We start from the raw sequence: 13,692 nt of genomic DNA on the forward strand, positions 1-13,692 counted from the left end.
GGCGCGACCTGATTTTTTTCATATGCAATCACCTATAAAACCGACAAGAGGCGATGCGATGAGCAAGCACCCGAAGACCACCCGGTCCGATAGTCATGTGGATGCCTGGGCCATTTCTTTCATCATCCTATTGGCAGTAGGCGCTGCTGTTTTCTGGGTCAGCGGGCAATAACCGCAACCTGACTTCCTGAAAGGCGGATTGCGCGACTCTCCAGTATTTGGAGAGGGTGGCCGATAACCATTCATTGCTTGGTTGTTCCAAGGCTTTGTGAATATGAATGGTTTTATCTGTCGCTGCCTGATCATTCTCGCCTGTACATGGAGCGGTTCGCTTCTGGCCGCTTCCGTCATTTTTCTCAGCCCGGGCTTTGCGGCCGATGGCTACTGGCAGAGTTATGCCCGTGTCATGCAATCGGCTGCCGAAGGCACCGACATGTCGCTCGAAGTGCTTTACACCGATCGCGATACCCGGAAGTTGCTGTCCATGGCTCGAGAAGCGCTGCAGGGCGCTGGTGAGCGTCCCGATTATCTGGTGTTCTCCAATGAGCTGAATGTGGCCCCTGAGGTGCTGCGTCTTTCCGAGGGCAGTGGCGTCAAGCTGCTGGCCGTCAACAACACATTGACCGAGGATCAGATGCGGATTCTCGGTGATCTTCCCGCGCGATACCCCAATTTCCTCGGCAGTCTGGTCGGTAATGACGAGGAGGGCGGCTATCTGACGGCAAAACGGCTGATCAGCCAGTATCCCGGGCTCGCCGACGGTAAGCCCGTCGAGATGCTGGCATTTTCCGGCACCAACTCCACCCCGGTTTCCCTGGAGCGTGAGCGTGGTATGCGCCGTGCGCTTGCCGAGTTTCCGCAGGTTCATCTGCGCCAGATCGTGCTGGGTGGCTGGCGTCGGGACAGGGCGCAGGAGCAGGCTCGTGTACTGCTCAAGCGTTACCCGGATATTCGCCTGATCTGGTCTGCCAATGAGCAGATGGCTTTCGGTGCCATGGATGCGCTGCGCGAACGTGGTGGCGAACCGGGCAAGGACATCCTCTTCAGTGCGATCAACGGCACGAAGATTTCGTTGCAGGCACAGTTGAATGGTCATCTGAGCGTGGTGGCGACAGGGCATTTCACCATTGGCGGCTGGGCGATGCTTCTGTTGCATGACTATGAGATGGCTGACGTACAGACACGCAAGCGAATCGGCGACCGCTGCGTCCGCGTGCTGGAGCTGGTCGAGCGACATGATGCCAGGCGTTTTCTGGAGGCGGCCAAAGTCGAACGCTACTACCTGGACAAACAGGCATTCAGTCGTGAGCCGGTGGACGATAATTCGCCGTTTGCCCTGAGAAACATGCTGCCGCTGGCTCATCCCGAGGCGAAATAAAGCACCAGTTGCACGATGCCGAACAAGGTCAGGGCGAAGAAAACGGTAAACAGCAGTCCCAGCAGCAGAAAGTGGGAGGGTTTGCCGTGGGTAAAGTCGCGCTGGCGATTCCTGTTGCTTTGCACGCCAAAGGCTGCAGCCATGATGCTGTGCAGCATTTGCCAGAAGGTTGGCGGTTTGCCCTGGTCTTTTGGCGAGTCATCGGATGGATCGTCCATAAGCCCTCGCTGACCGGCATTCAAGTGATCGGGTCACTTGCAGCATAGTCAATGCCGCCTTTCCATGAACGGCGATGCGTCCATGAAAAGGCGGCAGGCGACGGATTACTCGTCGTAACCCAGGTTGGGTGCCAGCCAGCGCTCGGTCACGCTGAGGTCCTGACCTTTACGAGCGGTGTAGCTTTCGACCTGATCCTTGTCGACCTTGCCCACGGCGAAGTATTGCGCCTGCGGGTGAGCGAAGTACCAGCCACTGACAGCGGCTGCCGGGAACATGGCGTAGTGCTCGGTGAGGAATACGCCGCTCTTGCCCGGAGTATGGATCGGCGTGCCTTCAGGCAGCGGGTCGAGCAGGGCGAACAGGGTGCTTTTCTCGGTGTGATCCGGGCAGGCCGGATAACCCGGTGCCGGACGGATACCCACGTATTGCTCCTTGATGAGCGCTTCGTTGTCCAGGTGCTCGTCCTTGGCGTAACCCCAGTACTCCTTGCGCACCTGCTGGTGCAGCCATTCGGCGCAGGCTTCGGCCAGACGGTCGGCCAAAGCCTTGACCATGATCGAGTTGTAGTCGTCGCCCTTGTCCTGATAAGCCTTGGCCACTTCTTCGGCACCGATGCCTGCGGTGGTGATAAAGCCACCTACATAGTCGGTGATGCCGCTGTCCTTGGGCGCCACGAAGTCGGCCAGGGAGAAGTTCGGCTTGCCATCGGTCTTGATGATCTGCTGGCGCAGGTGATGCAGCTTCGCCAGTGGCTGGCCGTCGTCGCCGTAGACTTCCAGGTCATCGTCATTGACCTGATTGGCGGGCCAGAAACCGAATACCGCACGGGCGCTGATGAGTTTCTCGTCGATGAGCTTGCGCAGCATCTGCTGGGCATCGGCAAACAGCGTGGTCGCAGCCTCGCCAACCACTTCGTCGGTCAGGATGCGCGGGTATTTGCCGGCCAGGTCCCAGGAAATGAAGAACGGCGTCCAGTCGATGTATTCGGCCAGCACGTCCAGATCGATATCTTCAAGAATGCGCGTGCCGGTGAAGGTCGGTTTGGCCGGCTCGTAGCTGCTCCAGTCGAACTGCGGCTTTTTCGCTACGGCCGCGCCATAGCTCAGGCGTTCGGTGCGGGCGCTGCGGGCCGAGGTGCGTTCGCGGACTTCGACGTACTCGCGGCGGGTCTTCTCGATAAAGCCGGCTTTCAGTTCCTTGGACAGCAACTGGGTCGCAACACCCACGGCACGTGAGGCGTCGGTGACATACACCACGGCGTCGTTGCTGTACTTGGGCTCGATCTTGACAGCGGTGTGGGCTTTGGAGGTGGTGGCGCCGCCGATCATCAATGGCAGATGGAAGTCCTGGCGCTGCATTTCCCGGGCAACATGGACCATTTCGTCCAGCGACGGGGTAATCAGGCCGGACAGGCCGATGATGTCGCACTTCTCGTCGCGGGCCACTTGCAGGATCTTCTCGGCAGGCACCATGACGCCCAGGTCAACGATGTCATAGCCGTTGCAGCCCAGTACCACGCCGACGATGTTCTTGCCGATGTCGTGCACGTCGCCCTTGACCGTGGCCATCAGGATCTTGCCCTTGGCTTCGGGCTTGTCGCCTTTTTCCAGTTCGATGAACGGGATCAGGTGCGCCACGGCCTGTTTCATCACGCGGGCGGATTTCACCACCTGCGGCAGGAACATTTTCCCGGAGCCGAACAGATCGCCCACCACGTTCATGCCGGACATCAGCGGGCCTTCGATCACTTCGATCGGGCGCGAGAAGGACAGGCGGGATTCTTCGGTGTCTTCGACGATATGGGTGGTGATGCCCTTGACCAGCGCATGTTCCAGACGCTGGTTCACTGGCCAGGTGCGCCATTCTTCGGTTTCGGCTTCTTTTACGCTGCCGTCGCCCTTGAAGCTGTCGGCAATGGCCAGCAGTGCATCGGTGCCTTCAGGCGTGCGGTTGAGCACCACGTCCTCGACCCGGTCGCGCAACTCGGCGGGGATCTGGTCGTAGATTTCCAGCTGACCGGCGTTGACGATACCCATGCTCAGGCCGTTGCGGATCGCATGCAGCAGGAACACCGAGTGAATCGCTTCGCGCACCGGGTTGTTGCCGCGGAACGAGAACGACACGTTGGAAACGCCGCCGGAAGTCAGGGCGTAGGGCAGTTCATCGCGGATATAGGCGCAGGCGTTGATGAAGTCCACAGCGTAGTTGTTGTGTTCTTCGATACCGGTGGCGATGGCGAAGATGTTCGGGTCGAAGATGATGTCTTCCGGCGGGAAGCCCACTTCGTTGACCAGGATGTCGTAGGAGCGCTTGCAGATTTCCTTCTTGCGCGCTTCGGTATCGGCCTGACCGGCTTCGTCGAACGCCATGACCACCACTGCCGCACCATAGCGCTTGCAGAGTTTTGCATGGTGAATGAACTGCTCGACGCCTTCCTTCATGCTGATGGAGTTGACGATGCCCTTGCCCTGGATGCATTTGAGGCCGGCTTCGATCACGTCCCACTTGGAGGAGTCGATCATGATCGGCACGCGGGAGATGTCCGGCTCGCCTGCGATCAGGTTGAGGAAGGTCACCATGGCCTTCTTCGAGTCCAGCATCCCTTCGTCCATGTTGATGTCGATCACCTGGGCACCGGCTTCGACCTGCTGCAGGGCGACTTCCAGGGCTTCGGTGTAGTTGTCTTCACGGATCAGGCGGGCGAAACGGGCGGAACCGGTGATGTTGGTGCGCTCGCCGACGTTGACGAACAGCGACTGCCGATCGATGGTGAACGGCTCAAGGCCCGACAGGCGGCAGGCCTTCGGAATATCCGGGATCTGGCGCGGCGCGTAGCCCGACACGGCTTCGGCAATGGCCTTGATGTGCGCAGGCGTGGTGCCGCAGCAGCCGCCGACGATGTTCAGGAAGCCGCTCTGGGCGAATTCCTCGATGATTTTTGCCGTCTGGCTGGGCAGCTCGTCGTATTCACCGAAAGCGTTGGGCAGGCCTGCGTTCGGGTGCGCGGAAACGTAAGTGTTTGCCTTGGTAGCCAGTTCCTGCAGGTAAGGCCGCAGGTCGCTGGCACCCAGGGCGCAGTTCAGGCCGACGGAGATCGGTTTGGCGTGGCTGATGGAGTTCCAGAAGGCTTCGGTGGTCTGGCCCGACAGGGTGCGGCCCGACGCATCGGTGATGGTGCCGGAAATCATGATCGGCAGCTCGAAGCCGATTTCCTCGAAGACGCCCTGCACGGCAAAGATCGCTGCCTTGGCGTTGAGGGTGTCGAAGATGGTTTCGATCAGGATCAGGTCGGCGCCGCCCTCGATCAGGCCGCGAGTGGCTTCGGTGTAGTTTTCGACCAGTTCGTCGAAGGTCACGTTGCGGTAGCCGGGGTTGTTCACGTCCGGCGACAGGGAGCAGGTGCGGCTGGTCGGGCCAAGCACGCCGGCGACAAAACGCGGTCTGTCCGGGGTTTCGAGGGTTTTTGCATCGGCGACCTTGCGCGCCAGACGTGCACCTTCAACGTTCAGCTCGTAGACCAGCGCTTCCATGCCGTAATCGGCCTGGGAAACCTGGGTGGCATTGAAGGTATTGGTTTCCAGAATGTCTGCGCCGGCATCCAGATAAGCCTTCTCGATGGCACCGATCACATCGGGGCGCGTCAGGACCAGCAGATCGTTGTTGCCTTTGACATCGCTTGGCCAGTCGGCGAAGCGTTTGCCACGGTAATCCTCTTCCTCGAGCCTGTAGCTCTGGATCATGGTGCCCATGCCGCCATCGAGGATCAGGATCCTCTGTTTCAGAGCATTGAGAAAGGCTTGATGGCGGGCGCTGCGGTCAGACATGGGATTACCCTGGAAAGGTCGATACAGAAAGGTCGAGATAATACCAAACCGGAGCGCTTTTGGTGTTGGTGGCGGCTTTGCATGAAAATAGCTCATGTTGAAACCCGCTATACGCTGTAGAATTGCGCGTTTTTTCCTTTCAAGGCCCCGGATATGCCGTACCGCTTGCCAAGCCTCTTGTTGCTGTTGTGGTGCTGCGCTGTCCAGGCCCAGGGAGCGCCTGCATCACCTGTACCGAATATTTCCTATGTACGGGATATCCAGCCGATCCTGACCCAGAAGTGCGTGGCCTGCCACGCCTGCAATGACGCGCCTTGCCAGTTGAACCTGGGCAGCGGCGAAGGCATGAGTCGCGGGGCCAACAAGACGCCGGTCTATCAGGGCGAGCGCAGCGCTGCGATGACGCCGACCCGGTTGTTCTACGACGCCAGCGGTACTGATGCGTGGCGGAGCAAGGATTTCTATTCGGTGCTCGATGCCCAGGGCAGCCAGGCTTCCCTGATGGCACGCATGCTGGAGTTGGGCCACAGTGCGCCATTACCGCCCAACAGCAAGATCCCCGACGATATCGTGCTGGGCCTGAACCGGGAAAACCTCTGCCCGTTGCCGGGGGAGTTCCCGGCTTATGCCAAGGCGCATCCCACCGGTGGCATGCCGCTGGCAGTGGCCGGGCTGAGCGATGCCGAGTACCAGACCCTGCAACGCTGGCTGGCTGCCGGTGCGCCGGTGGAGCAACAGCCCATCATGCCCAATGTCGCCGAAGCGGCTCAGATTGCCGAGTGGGAAGCCTTGCTCAATCGTCCGGGCTCCAGAGAAGCGCTGGTAGGCCGCTGGCTGTACGAGCACCTGTTTCTGGCACACGTCTATTTTGAAGGCGGCGATACCGGGCATTTCTTCCAGTGGGTTCGCTCGCGCACCCCGAGCGGTAAGCCTGTGGATCTGATTGCCACCCGGCGCCCCAACGACGATCCGGGCAATGACTTCTATTACCGGTTGATTCCCGTCCAGGGCGTGATCGTTCACAAGACCCATATCACCTATCCGATGAGCCCCCAGAAGCTCAAACGGGTCAAGGACCTGTTTTACGGCTCCAACTGGAGCGTGAATGCAATGCCGGGCTACGGCCCGGGGCATCGTGCCAATCCGTTTCTGACCTTCGAGGCGATTCCGGCGCAGGCGCGTTATCAGTTCATGCTCGATAACGCCGAATACTTCGTACGCACCTTCATTCGCGGGCCGGTATGCCGCGGCCAGATTGCGACCGACGTGATCCGCGACCATTTCTGGGTGCTGTTCCAGGAGCCGGGGCATGATCGTTACATCACCGATGCCCAGTATCGTGGGCAGGCTACGCCTTTGCTGGCCATGCCGGGGCAGAACGATCAGGTCGGCAGTATTCTGAGTTTGTGGCTTTCCTACCGGGACCGCCGCAACGCCTATGAAGACCTGCGTCGTGACAGCTACGCCAGCATGACGCCACCGAGCTGGTCGACGCTGTGGGCCGGCAACGATAACTCGCTGCTGACGGTGTTCCGCCATTTCGACAGCGCTTCTGTGACCAAAGGACTGATTGGCGATGTGCCGCATTCGCTGTGGTTATTCGACTATCCGCTGCTGGAGCGCACCTATTATCAACTGGCGGTGAACTTCGACGTTTACGGCAACATTTCCCATCAGGCCCAGACCCGGCTCTATTTCGACCTGATTCGCAATGGCGCAGAAATCAACTTCCTGCGCCTGATGCCGGCCGACAAGCGCGAGAAGATGCTGGGCGACCTGTATCAGGACTCCGGCAAGTTCAAGATGTGGCTGGACTACCAGCGTATTGATGACGATACGGCCAGCGGCCTGAAGCTCGATGGGCATCATCCTCGTCAGGACTTCGCACGGCAGTTGATTCAGCGCTCCGGCACGCTCAATGCTGCGCCGGACCCGATCAACCGCTGCCAGGGCGCCTATTGCTCACGGTCCGGCATCAGCCCGGTTTTTGCCCAGGCAGAGCAATCCCTCAGTCGACTGGTTTCACGGCCTGCTGCGGGCCTCAAGGTCATCGATCAGTTGCCCGAAGCGACCATGTTGCGCGTGGAGGACGCCAGCGGCAAACGCATGATGTACAGCATGCTGCGCAACCGTGCTCACAGCAACGTGGCCTTCCTGCTGGGCGAGTCGTATCGCTATCAACCGGGTCTGGACACCCTGACCATTTACCCGGGCGTGCTCAGCAGCTATCCGAACTTCATGTTCAACATCCCGGCTGGTGAAGTGCCGGTTTTCGTCGATGCCATGCAACAGGTCAAGGATCAGGCCGGGTTCGAGAAAATCGTGGAGCGCTGGGGCGTCAGGCGTACCCATCCGCTGTTCTGGACCTACTTCCATGACATCAATCGTTATATTCAGGAGACCGAGCCGCGAGAGGGCGGTGTGCTGGATATGAACCGCTACGAAAACCTCTAGAAGTCGACGCAGGCCACGTAGGTCGTGGCCTGCGGCCACTACTGTTTCCTGAACGAAACAGGATTTTCCTGATCTTTTTTGTCATCTCACTGTCCGACCCCATGCGCGTCCGGCTCACTTCGAGTGTCGGGCTTGGTTGAAAAGGCAGGTGACAAGAGGTTTTGTGGATGTTGATTTCGGTTCAGGCTTTACGGGCTTTCGCCGCGTGGGTTGTTGTGTGTCATCACTTCATGCAGATTTTTTTCGATTTCAAGGCCAGCGGTCCCGTTGGCGAATTCTTTGTTTCAAAGGGCGCAGTGGGCGTCGATATCTTCTTTGTCATCAGCGGGCTGGTGATCTACCTCTCGACCCATAACAGCGACATGCCCGCCGGGCGTTTCATCCTGCACCGTCTGATCCGTATCGTTCCTGCCTACTGGCTGTACACCGCCGCCATGGGGCTGTTGCTGCTGGTTGCGGCTCCCTGGCTGCCTCATCAGGTGATCGGCTGGCAGAACTTCCTGCTGTCGCTGTTCTTCATTCCTTCGGAAAACCCCGGCGGTTACGGCCTGTATCCCACGCTGAATGTCGGCTGGACCCTGAACTACGAGATGCTGTTCTACGTGCTGTTCTCCATGGTGTTTCTGTTCGAGCAGCGCCATCGGCCCTTGATCATCGCGGCAGCACTCTTTGCCGTGACCGAGATTCTGGCTCGCAGCGGCCTGATCAGCCGGTTCTACGGTAACGACATTGTCTACGAGTTCCTGTTGGGGATCGGTATCGGCATGCTCTATCGCCGTGGCTGGATCAAGGAAGGGTTATGGATGCCATTGGCGGGGATAGTGGCTGCCATGCTGGTGATTCATCATCTGACCAACGAGCAGCGCCTGCTGAACTGGGGGCTGCCAAGCGCACTGATCGTGTTCTGCGCCATCTCGCTTGAACCCTACCTGCGCGGCAGCCGTTTGCTCAAGACCATGGGCGATTGTTCCTATTCGGTCTATCTGCTGCATGTGCTGGTGCTTTACGGCGGCCTGCTCATGGCCCAGCGCTTTGCCTTGAACCCGTATCTGGTCTTTGCCTTCTGCGTGCCGATCATAGCCATCGGAGCATGGTGCAGTTACGAGTGGATCGAGAAGGGCTTGTATCAGCGGATGCGTCGCAGCCTGGATGCTCGTCAGGAAGGAAGAGGCGCCGCTGCGCTTTCCTGACAAAAATACTAGGACTTTGTATGCGCATCCGATTGGCGTAAACTGCCGGCAAGTCTGCGAGGAACGTTCATGACCGCTATCACTATTACCGATGCTGCCCACGATTATCTGGCCGATCTGCTGGAAAAGCAGAACACTCCAGGTATCGGCATCCGCGTGTTTATCACCCAGCCTGGCACTCAGTACGCTGAAACCTGCATTGCCTACTGCAAGCCGGGCGAAGAAAAACCTGAAGACAAGGCCATTGGCCTCAAGAGCTTCACGGCCTGGATCGATGGTTTCAGCGAAGCCTTTCTGGATGACGCCGTGGTCGATTACGCCACTGATCGCATGGGTGGCCAGTTGACCATCAAGGCACCAAACGCCAAGGTGCCGATGGTCAATGCCGACAGCCCGATCAACGAGCGCATCAACTACTACCTGCAAACCGAGATCAACCCGGGGCTCGCCAGCCACGGCGGTCAGGTGACCCTGATCGACGTGATCGAGGAAGAAGAGCGCAATATCGCCGTCCTGCAGTTCGGCGGTGGTTGCCAGGGTTGCGGTCAGGCCGATGTCACCTTGAAGGAAGGTATCGAGCGTACCTTGCTGGAGCGTATTCCTGAGCTGTCGGGTGTGCGTGATGTAACTGACCATACCCAGAAAGAAAACGCTTATTACTGAGTGGTTTTCTTCGCGAATGAATTCGCTCCCACCCCCCCCTGTGGGGGCGAATTTATTCGCGAACATCATCAAGGCCTGAACAAATGTGCATGCCCGGCGCGATACAGCGATGACTCGCCAAACGTATCGTCAGCCAGTACACGCCCGACCAGAATCAGCGCCGTACGCTTGAATCCCTTCTCCAGCACCTTGTCGTGAATGTCGGCCAGGGTGCCCAACACCCAGTCCTGATCCGGCCAGCTTGCGCGATGGACCACGGCTGTCGGGCAGTCCGCCCCGTAATGCGGTGTCAGTTCTTCCACGATTTTCTGCAGATTGTTGACCCCCAGGTGAATGGCCATGGTGGCCCGATGCTGGGCCAGGCTTGCCAGTTCTTCGCCTGCCGGCATCGACGTCTTGTCGGCGTAACGGGTCAGGATCACGCTCTGGGAAATGTCCGGCAACGTCAGTTCGGTACCCAGCAAGGCGGCGCAGGCAGCCGTGGCCGTTACACCGGGAATGATTTCAAAGGGAATGCCCAGCTCACGCAGGCGACGAATCTGTTCGCCAATCGCGCCATACAGGCTCGGGTCGCCTGAGTGCACCCTGGCTACATCCCGGCCCTGTTCATGAGCAGATTTCATCAGGGAGATGATCTGTTCCAGATGCAGCTCGGCACTGTTGACCACCTGAACGGCATGATTGCCATCCAGTACGGCCACCGGCACCAGTGAACCGGCATAAATGATGACCGGGCAGTAATGGATCAGTCGCTGCCCCTTGACGGTGATCAGGTCCGGATCGCCAGGGCCTGCGCCGATGAAAAAGACGGTCAATGAAATCTCCTGAATCAAACGGTATTAATGAGCCGCGTATTATCGACACGGCTCGCCAAGGCAAAGGTTGCCCGGGCGTTCTTCTGGCGTGCGATCACCAGTGTTGCCGGGCTTTTGCCCAATTGGCTGGCCAGTGCCAGCGCTGCGCTTTCGGCAACCCCGTGGCAGCCCGTGTGCTGGAAGGCCGTTGGCGAGCGGTGGGTCAGTTGCGGTTCGTATTCTGCCATTTGCGACGCGCTGAAGAAGATCAGCGGCACGGACAGTTGTTCGGCCAATTCCAGCAAGCCCGGTTCGTCCTGCTTGAGGTCGATGGAGGCGAGGGCAGTGATGGCGCCGATTTCCAGGCCATGGGCTTTCAGGCTGCTTTCGATGAGCTCCAGCAGGCTCGCGGCCGGGCAGCCGCGCTGGCAACCCAGGCCTGCCACAAGGGCAGGGCCGGATTGCCCGGTGCCGTGATCAGGCGTGCAGGTCGGCATTGCTGCGACGGAACAGCCAGGCGCTGATCAGGCCCAGAGCGACCCAGAACAACGCATTGGTCAGCAGCGAAGCCAGGATGAACTGCGATTCCAGCGCTTCGGGAGCCAGGCTCTCATGAGTCAATGGCTGTGGCGCGCCAATCAGATGCGGCACAACCACAATGGCCGCGCCCAGCACCTTGAGCAGCCCGTTCTGGCCGAAGGCGATCAAGGCCAGACCGGCAGCCGTGGAGGCCGCCGTTCCGATCCACCAGTACTGGCGCAGGTTCAGGTCGGCAGCCGCAGTACCCGGCAGTTCAGGCGGCAGGCCCAGTGTCGGCGCCAGGACGAAGACCGCAAAACCGGCCAGCCCCCATAATGCGCCCTGAGAGGTGCGGCCCGGTGCGCGCAGCGTGTAGAGCGCCACCAGCATCAAGGCAAAACCCACCGCGACCACCAGATTGCCGCCGGTCGTGGAGAGAATGCGCTGCCAGCCGTCTTCCGGCTCCCAGGCTTCTTCGTCGTGGCTGTGCCCTGCGGCGGAAGCATCGGCGTGGTCATGTTCATGCACGTGCTCGGCGGGTGCCTTTTCGAAGGTTTCGGCCTGAAGAATCAGGGGCGAGACCCAGAAGCTTTGCAGCAGGGTCAGCAGCAATGCCGCTAGCAGACCGCTGAAACCTGCCGTCTGAATGATTCGCTTGAACATGGCGTCAGGTCTCAATGGCAAGGGAAGGCGGCGCTGTGGCGGGTGTCGTGAGCAGCGTTGTGAACGGCGGCGATGTGCGAGAAACCGGCGAAGTACACCAGGCAGGCGCCAAGAATCGCAGCGCTGATGGCGGCTGTCAGGCGCTGGGCCTGGGTGGACGTGGTGGTGTTCGACTGGCTGCTGCTGATGGTGGACATGGCGCTTCCCTCTGGTTTCGACAGGCAGGCATGCGCACAGGAACCTGCTGACGGACGTCAGAAGGCTTCAACTGCGCCCGCCCACCGCGGGTGTGTCATTGAGTCAGTATCGGGCCGGTCTCCGGGCTCGCGAGGGGTGTCGATATTGTGCCTCGACGCCTTCAGGATCACCTTCCCATGCCGTGGCACAGTGGTTCTGATCCTCTCTCGCTTACCGTTGCGGGGGCAGCACCGGACTGACTCATGGACAAATGAGCGCACCGGTTTCCCGTTTCACCCCGTGAGGGGCACCCGTAACAAGTCGTGTAGGAGAGCATGGCGGCCCGTGAACGTCAATCTGAACGATTGACCTGCCTTCGACCTCTGCGTAGCCTTGCGCACTTGAGGTTCTCGACCTTGTGCAAAAGGTCGGGCTAAGACGGGAATGCGGTCCAAGCCGCAGCTGCCCCCGCAACTGTAAACGGTGATTTCATTGCATGGCCACTGCGCGAGCGGGAAGGCGCGATGAATGCCTGTCCTGCCGACACGCCGCCGTAAGCCAGGAGACCTGCCTCGAACCGGGCCACAGGCCCACGAATTCTCACTACAACCGGGCGGGGTGATCCGGTGGCGAATCGATCCGTGCGCAGCGCACGGTTCTCGTCCTGCTTGCCCGCCGTATTGCCAAAGGGCATCCGATGAAAACACTGGCCAAACTTCCCGTCACCATCGTTACCGGCTTCCTGGGCTCGGGCAAGACCACCCTGTTGCGGCACATGCTCGATAACGCCGAAGGGCGTCGCATCGCAGTGATCGTCAATGAGTTCGGCGAGCTGGGAATCGACGGCGAAATCCTCAAGCAGTGCACCATCGGCTGTACCGAAGAAGAAGCCAACGGTCGCGTCTATGAGCTGGCCAACGGCTGCCTGTGCTGCACGGTGCAGGAAGAGTTCTTCCCGGTGATGCGTGAACTGGTGGCGCGTCGCGCTGATCTGGACCATATCCTCATTGAAACCTCGGGCCTGGCACTGCCGAAACCTCTGGTCCAGGCGTTCCAGTGGCCGGAAATCCGCAATGCCTGCACCGTCGATGCCGTTATCACGGTGGTAGACAGCCCGGCCGTTGCAGCCGGTACTTTTGCCGCCTTCCCGGATCAGGTGGATGCCCAGCGCAAACTCGATCCGAACCTGGACCACGAATCCCCGCTGCATGAACTGTTCGCTGACCAGTTGGCCAGTGCCGATCTGGTGATTCTGAACAAGGCCGACATGATCGACGCCGAAGGTCTGGCTGCTGTACGCGCCGAAGTCGCCGAAGAGCTGCCGCCCGCGGTCAAGGTCATCGAGGCCAGCAATGGTCGTCTGCCAATCAATGTACTGCTGGGCGTGGGGGCCGAGTCGGAGCTGCATATCGACGGTCGCAAGACTCACCATGACCATCACGACGATGAGGATCATGACGACCACGATCATGATGTTTTTGATTCGATCTCTATCAAGCTGCCCCCAGCCGAAGAGGCTTTTCTCATGAACGTGCTGAACCGTATGGTGGTCCAGCACGGTATCCTGCGGGTCAAGGGTTTTGCCGCCATCCCCGGTAAACCGATGCGTCTCTTGATTCAGGGTGTAGGGACCCGTTTCGACAAGCACTTTGATCGTGCATGGAAGGCTGATGAAGAACGTGCCACCCACTTGGTATTGATCGGCCAGGAGCTGGATGCTGTAGCGTTGGAAAAACAACTCTACGATGAGCTAGAGCGTGAAGTTTATGTTGCTCTGGAAGCGAAGCTCAATGCTGCGACTGCCGGCTGAT

The 13,692-nt window shown here is 59.6% G+C and carries 11 protein-coding genes and 2 riboswitches; of the genes, 5 read left to right on the forward strand and 6 right to left on the reverse strand.

Annotated elements, in window-relative coordinates; all coding sequences use genetic code 11:
• Positions 1-274 precede the first annotated feature (274 nt).
• On the forward strand, positions 275-1,378 hold the full coding sequence (locus KQP88_RS10770; RefSeq protein WP_216705652.1) for an ABC transporter substrate-binding protein: 1,104 nt from the start codon (positions 275-277) through the stop codon (positions 1,376-1,378).
• On the opposite strand, the gene KQP88_RS10775 is transcribed toward KQP88_RS10770, so the two are convergent.
• Both KQP88_RS10775 and metH read right to left on the reverse strand, forming a co-directional pair.
• Complete coding sequence (locus tag KQP88_RS10775; RefSeq protein ID WP_216705653.1) at positions 1,360-1,596, reverse strand: DUF2970 domain-containing protein; 237 nt, start codon at positions 1,594-1,596, stop codon at positions 1,360-1,362. The two genes, KQP88_RS10770 and KQP88_RS10775, sit on opposite strands and share 19 nt — an antisense overlap.
• Positions 1,597-1,701: 105 nt before the next feature.
• Entirely contained in the window at positions 1,702-5,421 is a 3,720-nt protein-coding gene (gene metH, locus KQP88_RS10780; protein WP_216705654.1) for a methionine synthase, read from the reverse strand.
• A gap of 321 nt (positions 5,422-5,742) precedes the next feature.
• On the opposite strand from metH, the gene KQP88_RS10785 reads away from it, so the two are divergent.
• The 3 genes from KQP88_RS10785 (at position 5,743) to nfuA (ending at position 9,728) form a co-directional block, all read left to right on the forward strand.
• Positions 5,743-7,875: a fatty acid cis/trans isomerase gene (locus tag KQP88_RS10785; protein ID WP_253950602.1), complete on the forward strand. Its 2,133-nt coding sequence runs from the start codon at positions 5,743-5,745 to the stop codon at positions 7,873-7,875.
• A gap of 167 nt (positions 7,876-8,042) precedes the next feature.
• Positions 8,043-9,065 carry an acyltransferase family protein gene (locus tag KQP88_RS10790; protein WP_200994849.1) on the forward strand — a complete coding sequence of 341 codons (1,023 nt, stop codon included), beginning with the start codon at positions 8,043-8,045 and terminating at the stop codon, positions 9,063-9,065.
• Between the two features lie 69 nt (positions 9,066-9,134).
• Entirely contained in the window at positions 9,135-9,728 is a 594-nt protein-coding gene (nfuA, locus tag KQP88_RS10795) for a Fe-S biogenesis protein NfuA (protein WP_025259876.1), read from the forward strand.
• Between the two features lie 68 nt (positions 9,729-9,796).
• On the opposite strand, the gene cobM is transcribed toward nfuA, so the two are convergent.
• Genes cobM through KQP88_RS10815 form a run of 4 tightly spaced genes read right to left on the reverse strand, consistent with a single transcriptional unit; the run spans position 9,797 to position 11,901 of the window.
• Positions 9,797-10,543, reverse strand: a complete 747-nt coding sequence (gene cobM / locus KQP88_RS10800) for a precorrin-4 C(11)-methyltransferase (protein ID WP_216705656.1) — start codon at positions 10,541-10,543, stop codon at positions 9,797-9,799.
• A 14-nt stretch (positions 10,544-10,557) separates the two neighbouring features.
• On the reverse strand, positions 10,558-11,019 hold the full coding sequence (locus KQP88_RS10805; RefSeq protein WP_216705657.1) for a cobalamin biosynthesis protein: 462 nt from the start codon (positions 11,017-11,019) through the stop codon (positions 10,558-10,560).
• Positions 11,000-11,704, reverse strand: coding sequence for a CbtA family protein (locus tag KQP88_RS10810; RefSeq protein ID WP_216705658.1), 705 nt, complete (start codon positions 11,702-11,704; stop codon positions 11,000-11,002). Before KQP88_RS10810 ends, KQP88_RS10805 begins: the two co-directional genes overlap by 20 nt.
• 11 nt (positions 11,705-11,715) lie before the next feature.
• Positions 11,716-11,901, reverse strand: a complete 186-nt coding sequence (locus KQP88_RS10815; RefSeq protein WP_216705659.1) for a CbtB domain-containing protein — start codon at positions 11,899-11,901, stop codon at positions 11,716-11,718.
• Between the two features lie 95 nt (positions 11,902-11,996).
• Positions 11,997-12,211: riboswitch (cobalamin riboswitch) on the reverse strand.
• A 57-nt stretch (positions 12,212-12,268) separates the two neighbouring features.
• A riboswitch (cobalamin riboswitch) is annotated at positions 12,269-12,470 on the forward strand.
• Positions 12,471-12,578: 108 nt separating this feature from the next.
• Here KQP88_RS10815 and cobW point away from each other — a divergent pair.
• Positions 12,579-13,691, forward strand: a complete 1,113-nt coding sequence (gene cobW / locus KQP88_RS10820; protein WP_253950578.1) for a cobalamin biosynthesis protein CobW — start codon at positions 12,579-12,581, stop codon at positions 13,689-13,691.
• The last annotated feature ends 1 nt before the right edge of the window (position 13,692 follow it).

This window comes from Pseudomonas lijiangensis (assembly GCF_018968705.1).
In the GTDB taxonomy this organism is placed as follows: domain Bacteria; phylum Pseudomonadota; class Gammaproteobacteria; order Pseudomonadales; family Pseudomonadaceae; genus Aquipseudomonas; species Aquipseudomonas lijiangensis.

Coding starts and splice junctions, on each gene's coding strand:
- KQP88_RS10810 (WP_216705658.1), bottom strand. CDS start 11,704: ATGTTCAAGCGAATCATTCAGACGGCAGGTTTCAGCGGTCTGCTAGCG.
- KQP88_RS10770 (WP_216705652.1), top strand. CDS start 275: ATGAATGGTTTTATCTGTCGCTGCCTGATCATTCTCGCCTGTACATGG.
- nfuA (WP_025259876.1), top strand. CDS start 9,135: ATGACCGCTATCACTATTACCGATGCTGCCCACGATTATCTGGCCGAT.
- KQP88_RS10790 (WP_200994849.1), top strand. CDS start 8,043: ATGTTGATTTCGGTTCAGGCTTTACGGGCTTTCGCCGCGTGGGTTGTT.
- KQP88_RS10815 (WP_216705659.1), bottom strand. CDS start 11,901: ATGTCCACCATCAGCAGCAGCCAGTCGAACACCACCACGTCCACCCAG.
- metH (WP_216705654.1), bottom strand. CDS start 5,421: ATGTCTGACCGCAGCGCCCGCCATCAAGCCTTTCTCAATGCTCTGAAA.
- KQP88_RS10805 (WP_216705657.1), bottom strand. CDS start 11,019: ATGCCGACCTGCACGCCTGATCACGGCACCGGGCAATCCGGCCCTGCC.
- cobW (WP_253950578.1), top strand. CDS start 12,579: ATGAAAACACTGGCCAAACTTCCCGTCACCATCGTTACCGGCTTCCTG.
- KQP88_RS10775 (WP_216705653.1), bottom strand. CDS start 1,596: ATGGACGATCCATCCGATGACTCGCCAAAAGACCAGGGCAAACCGCCA.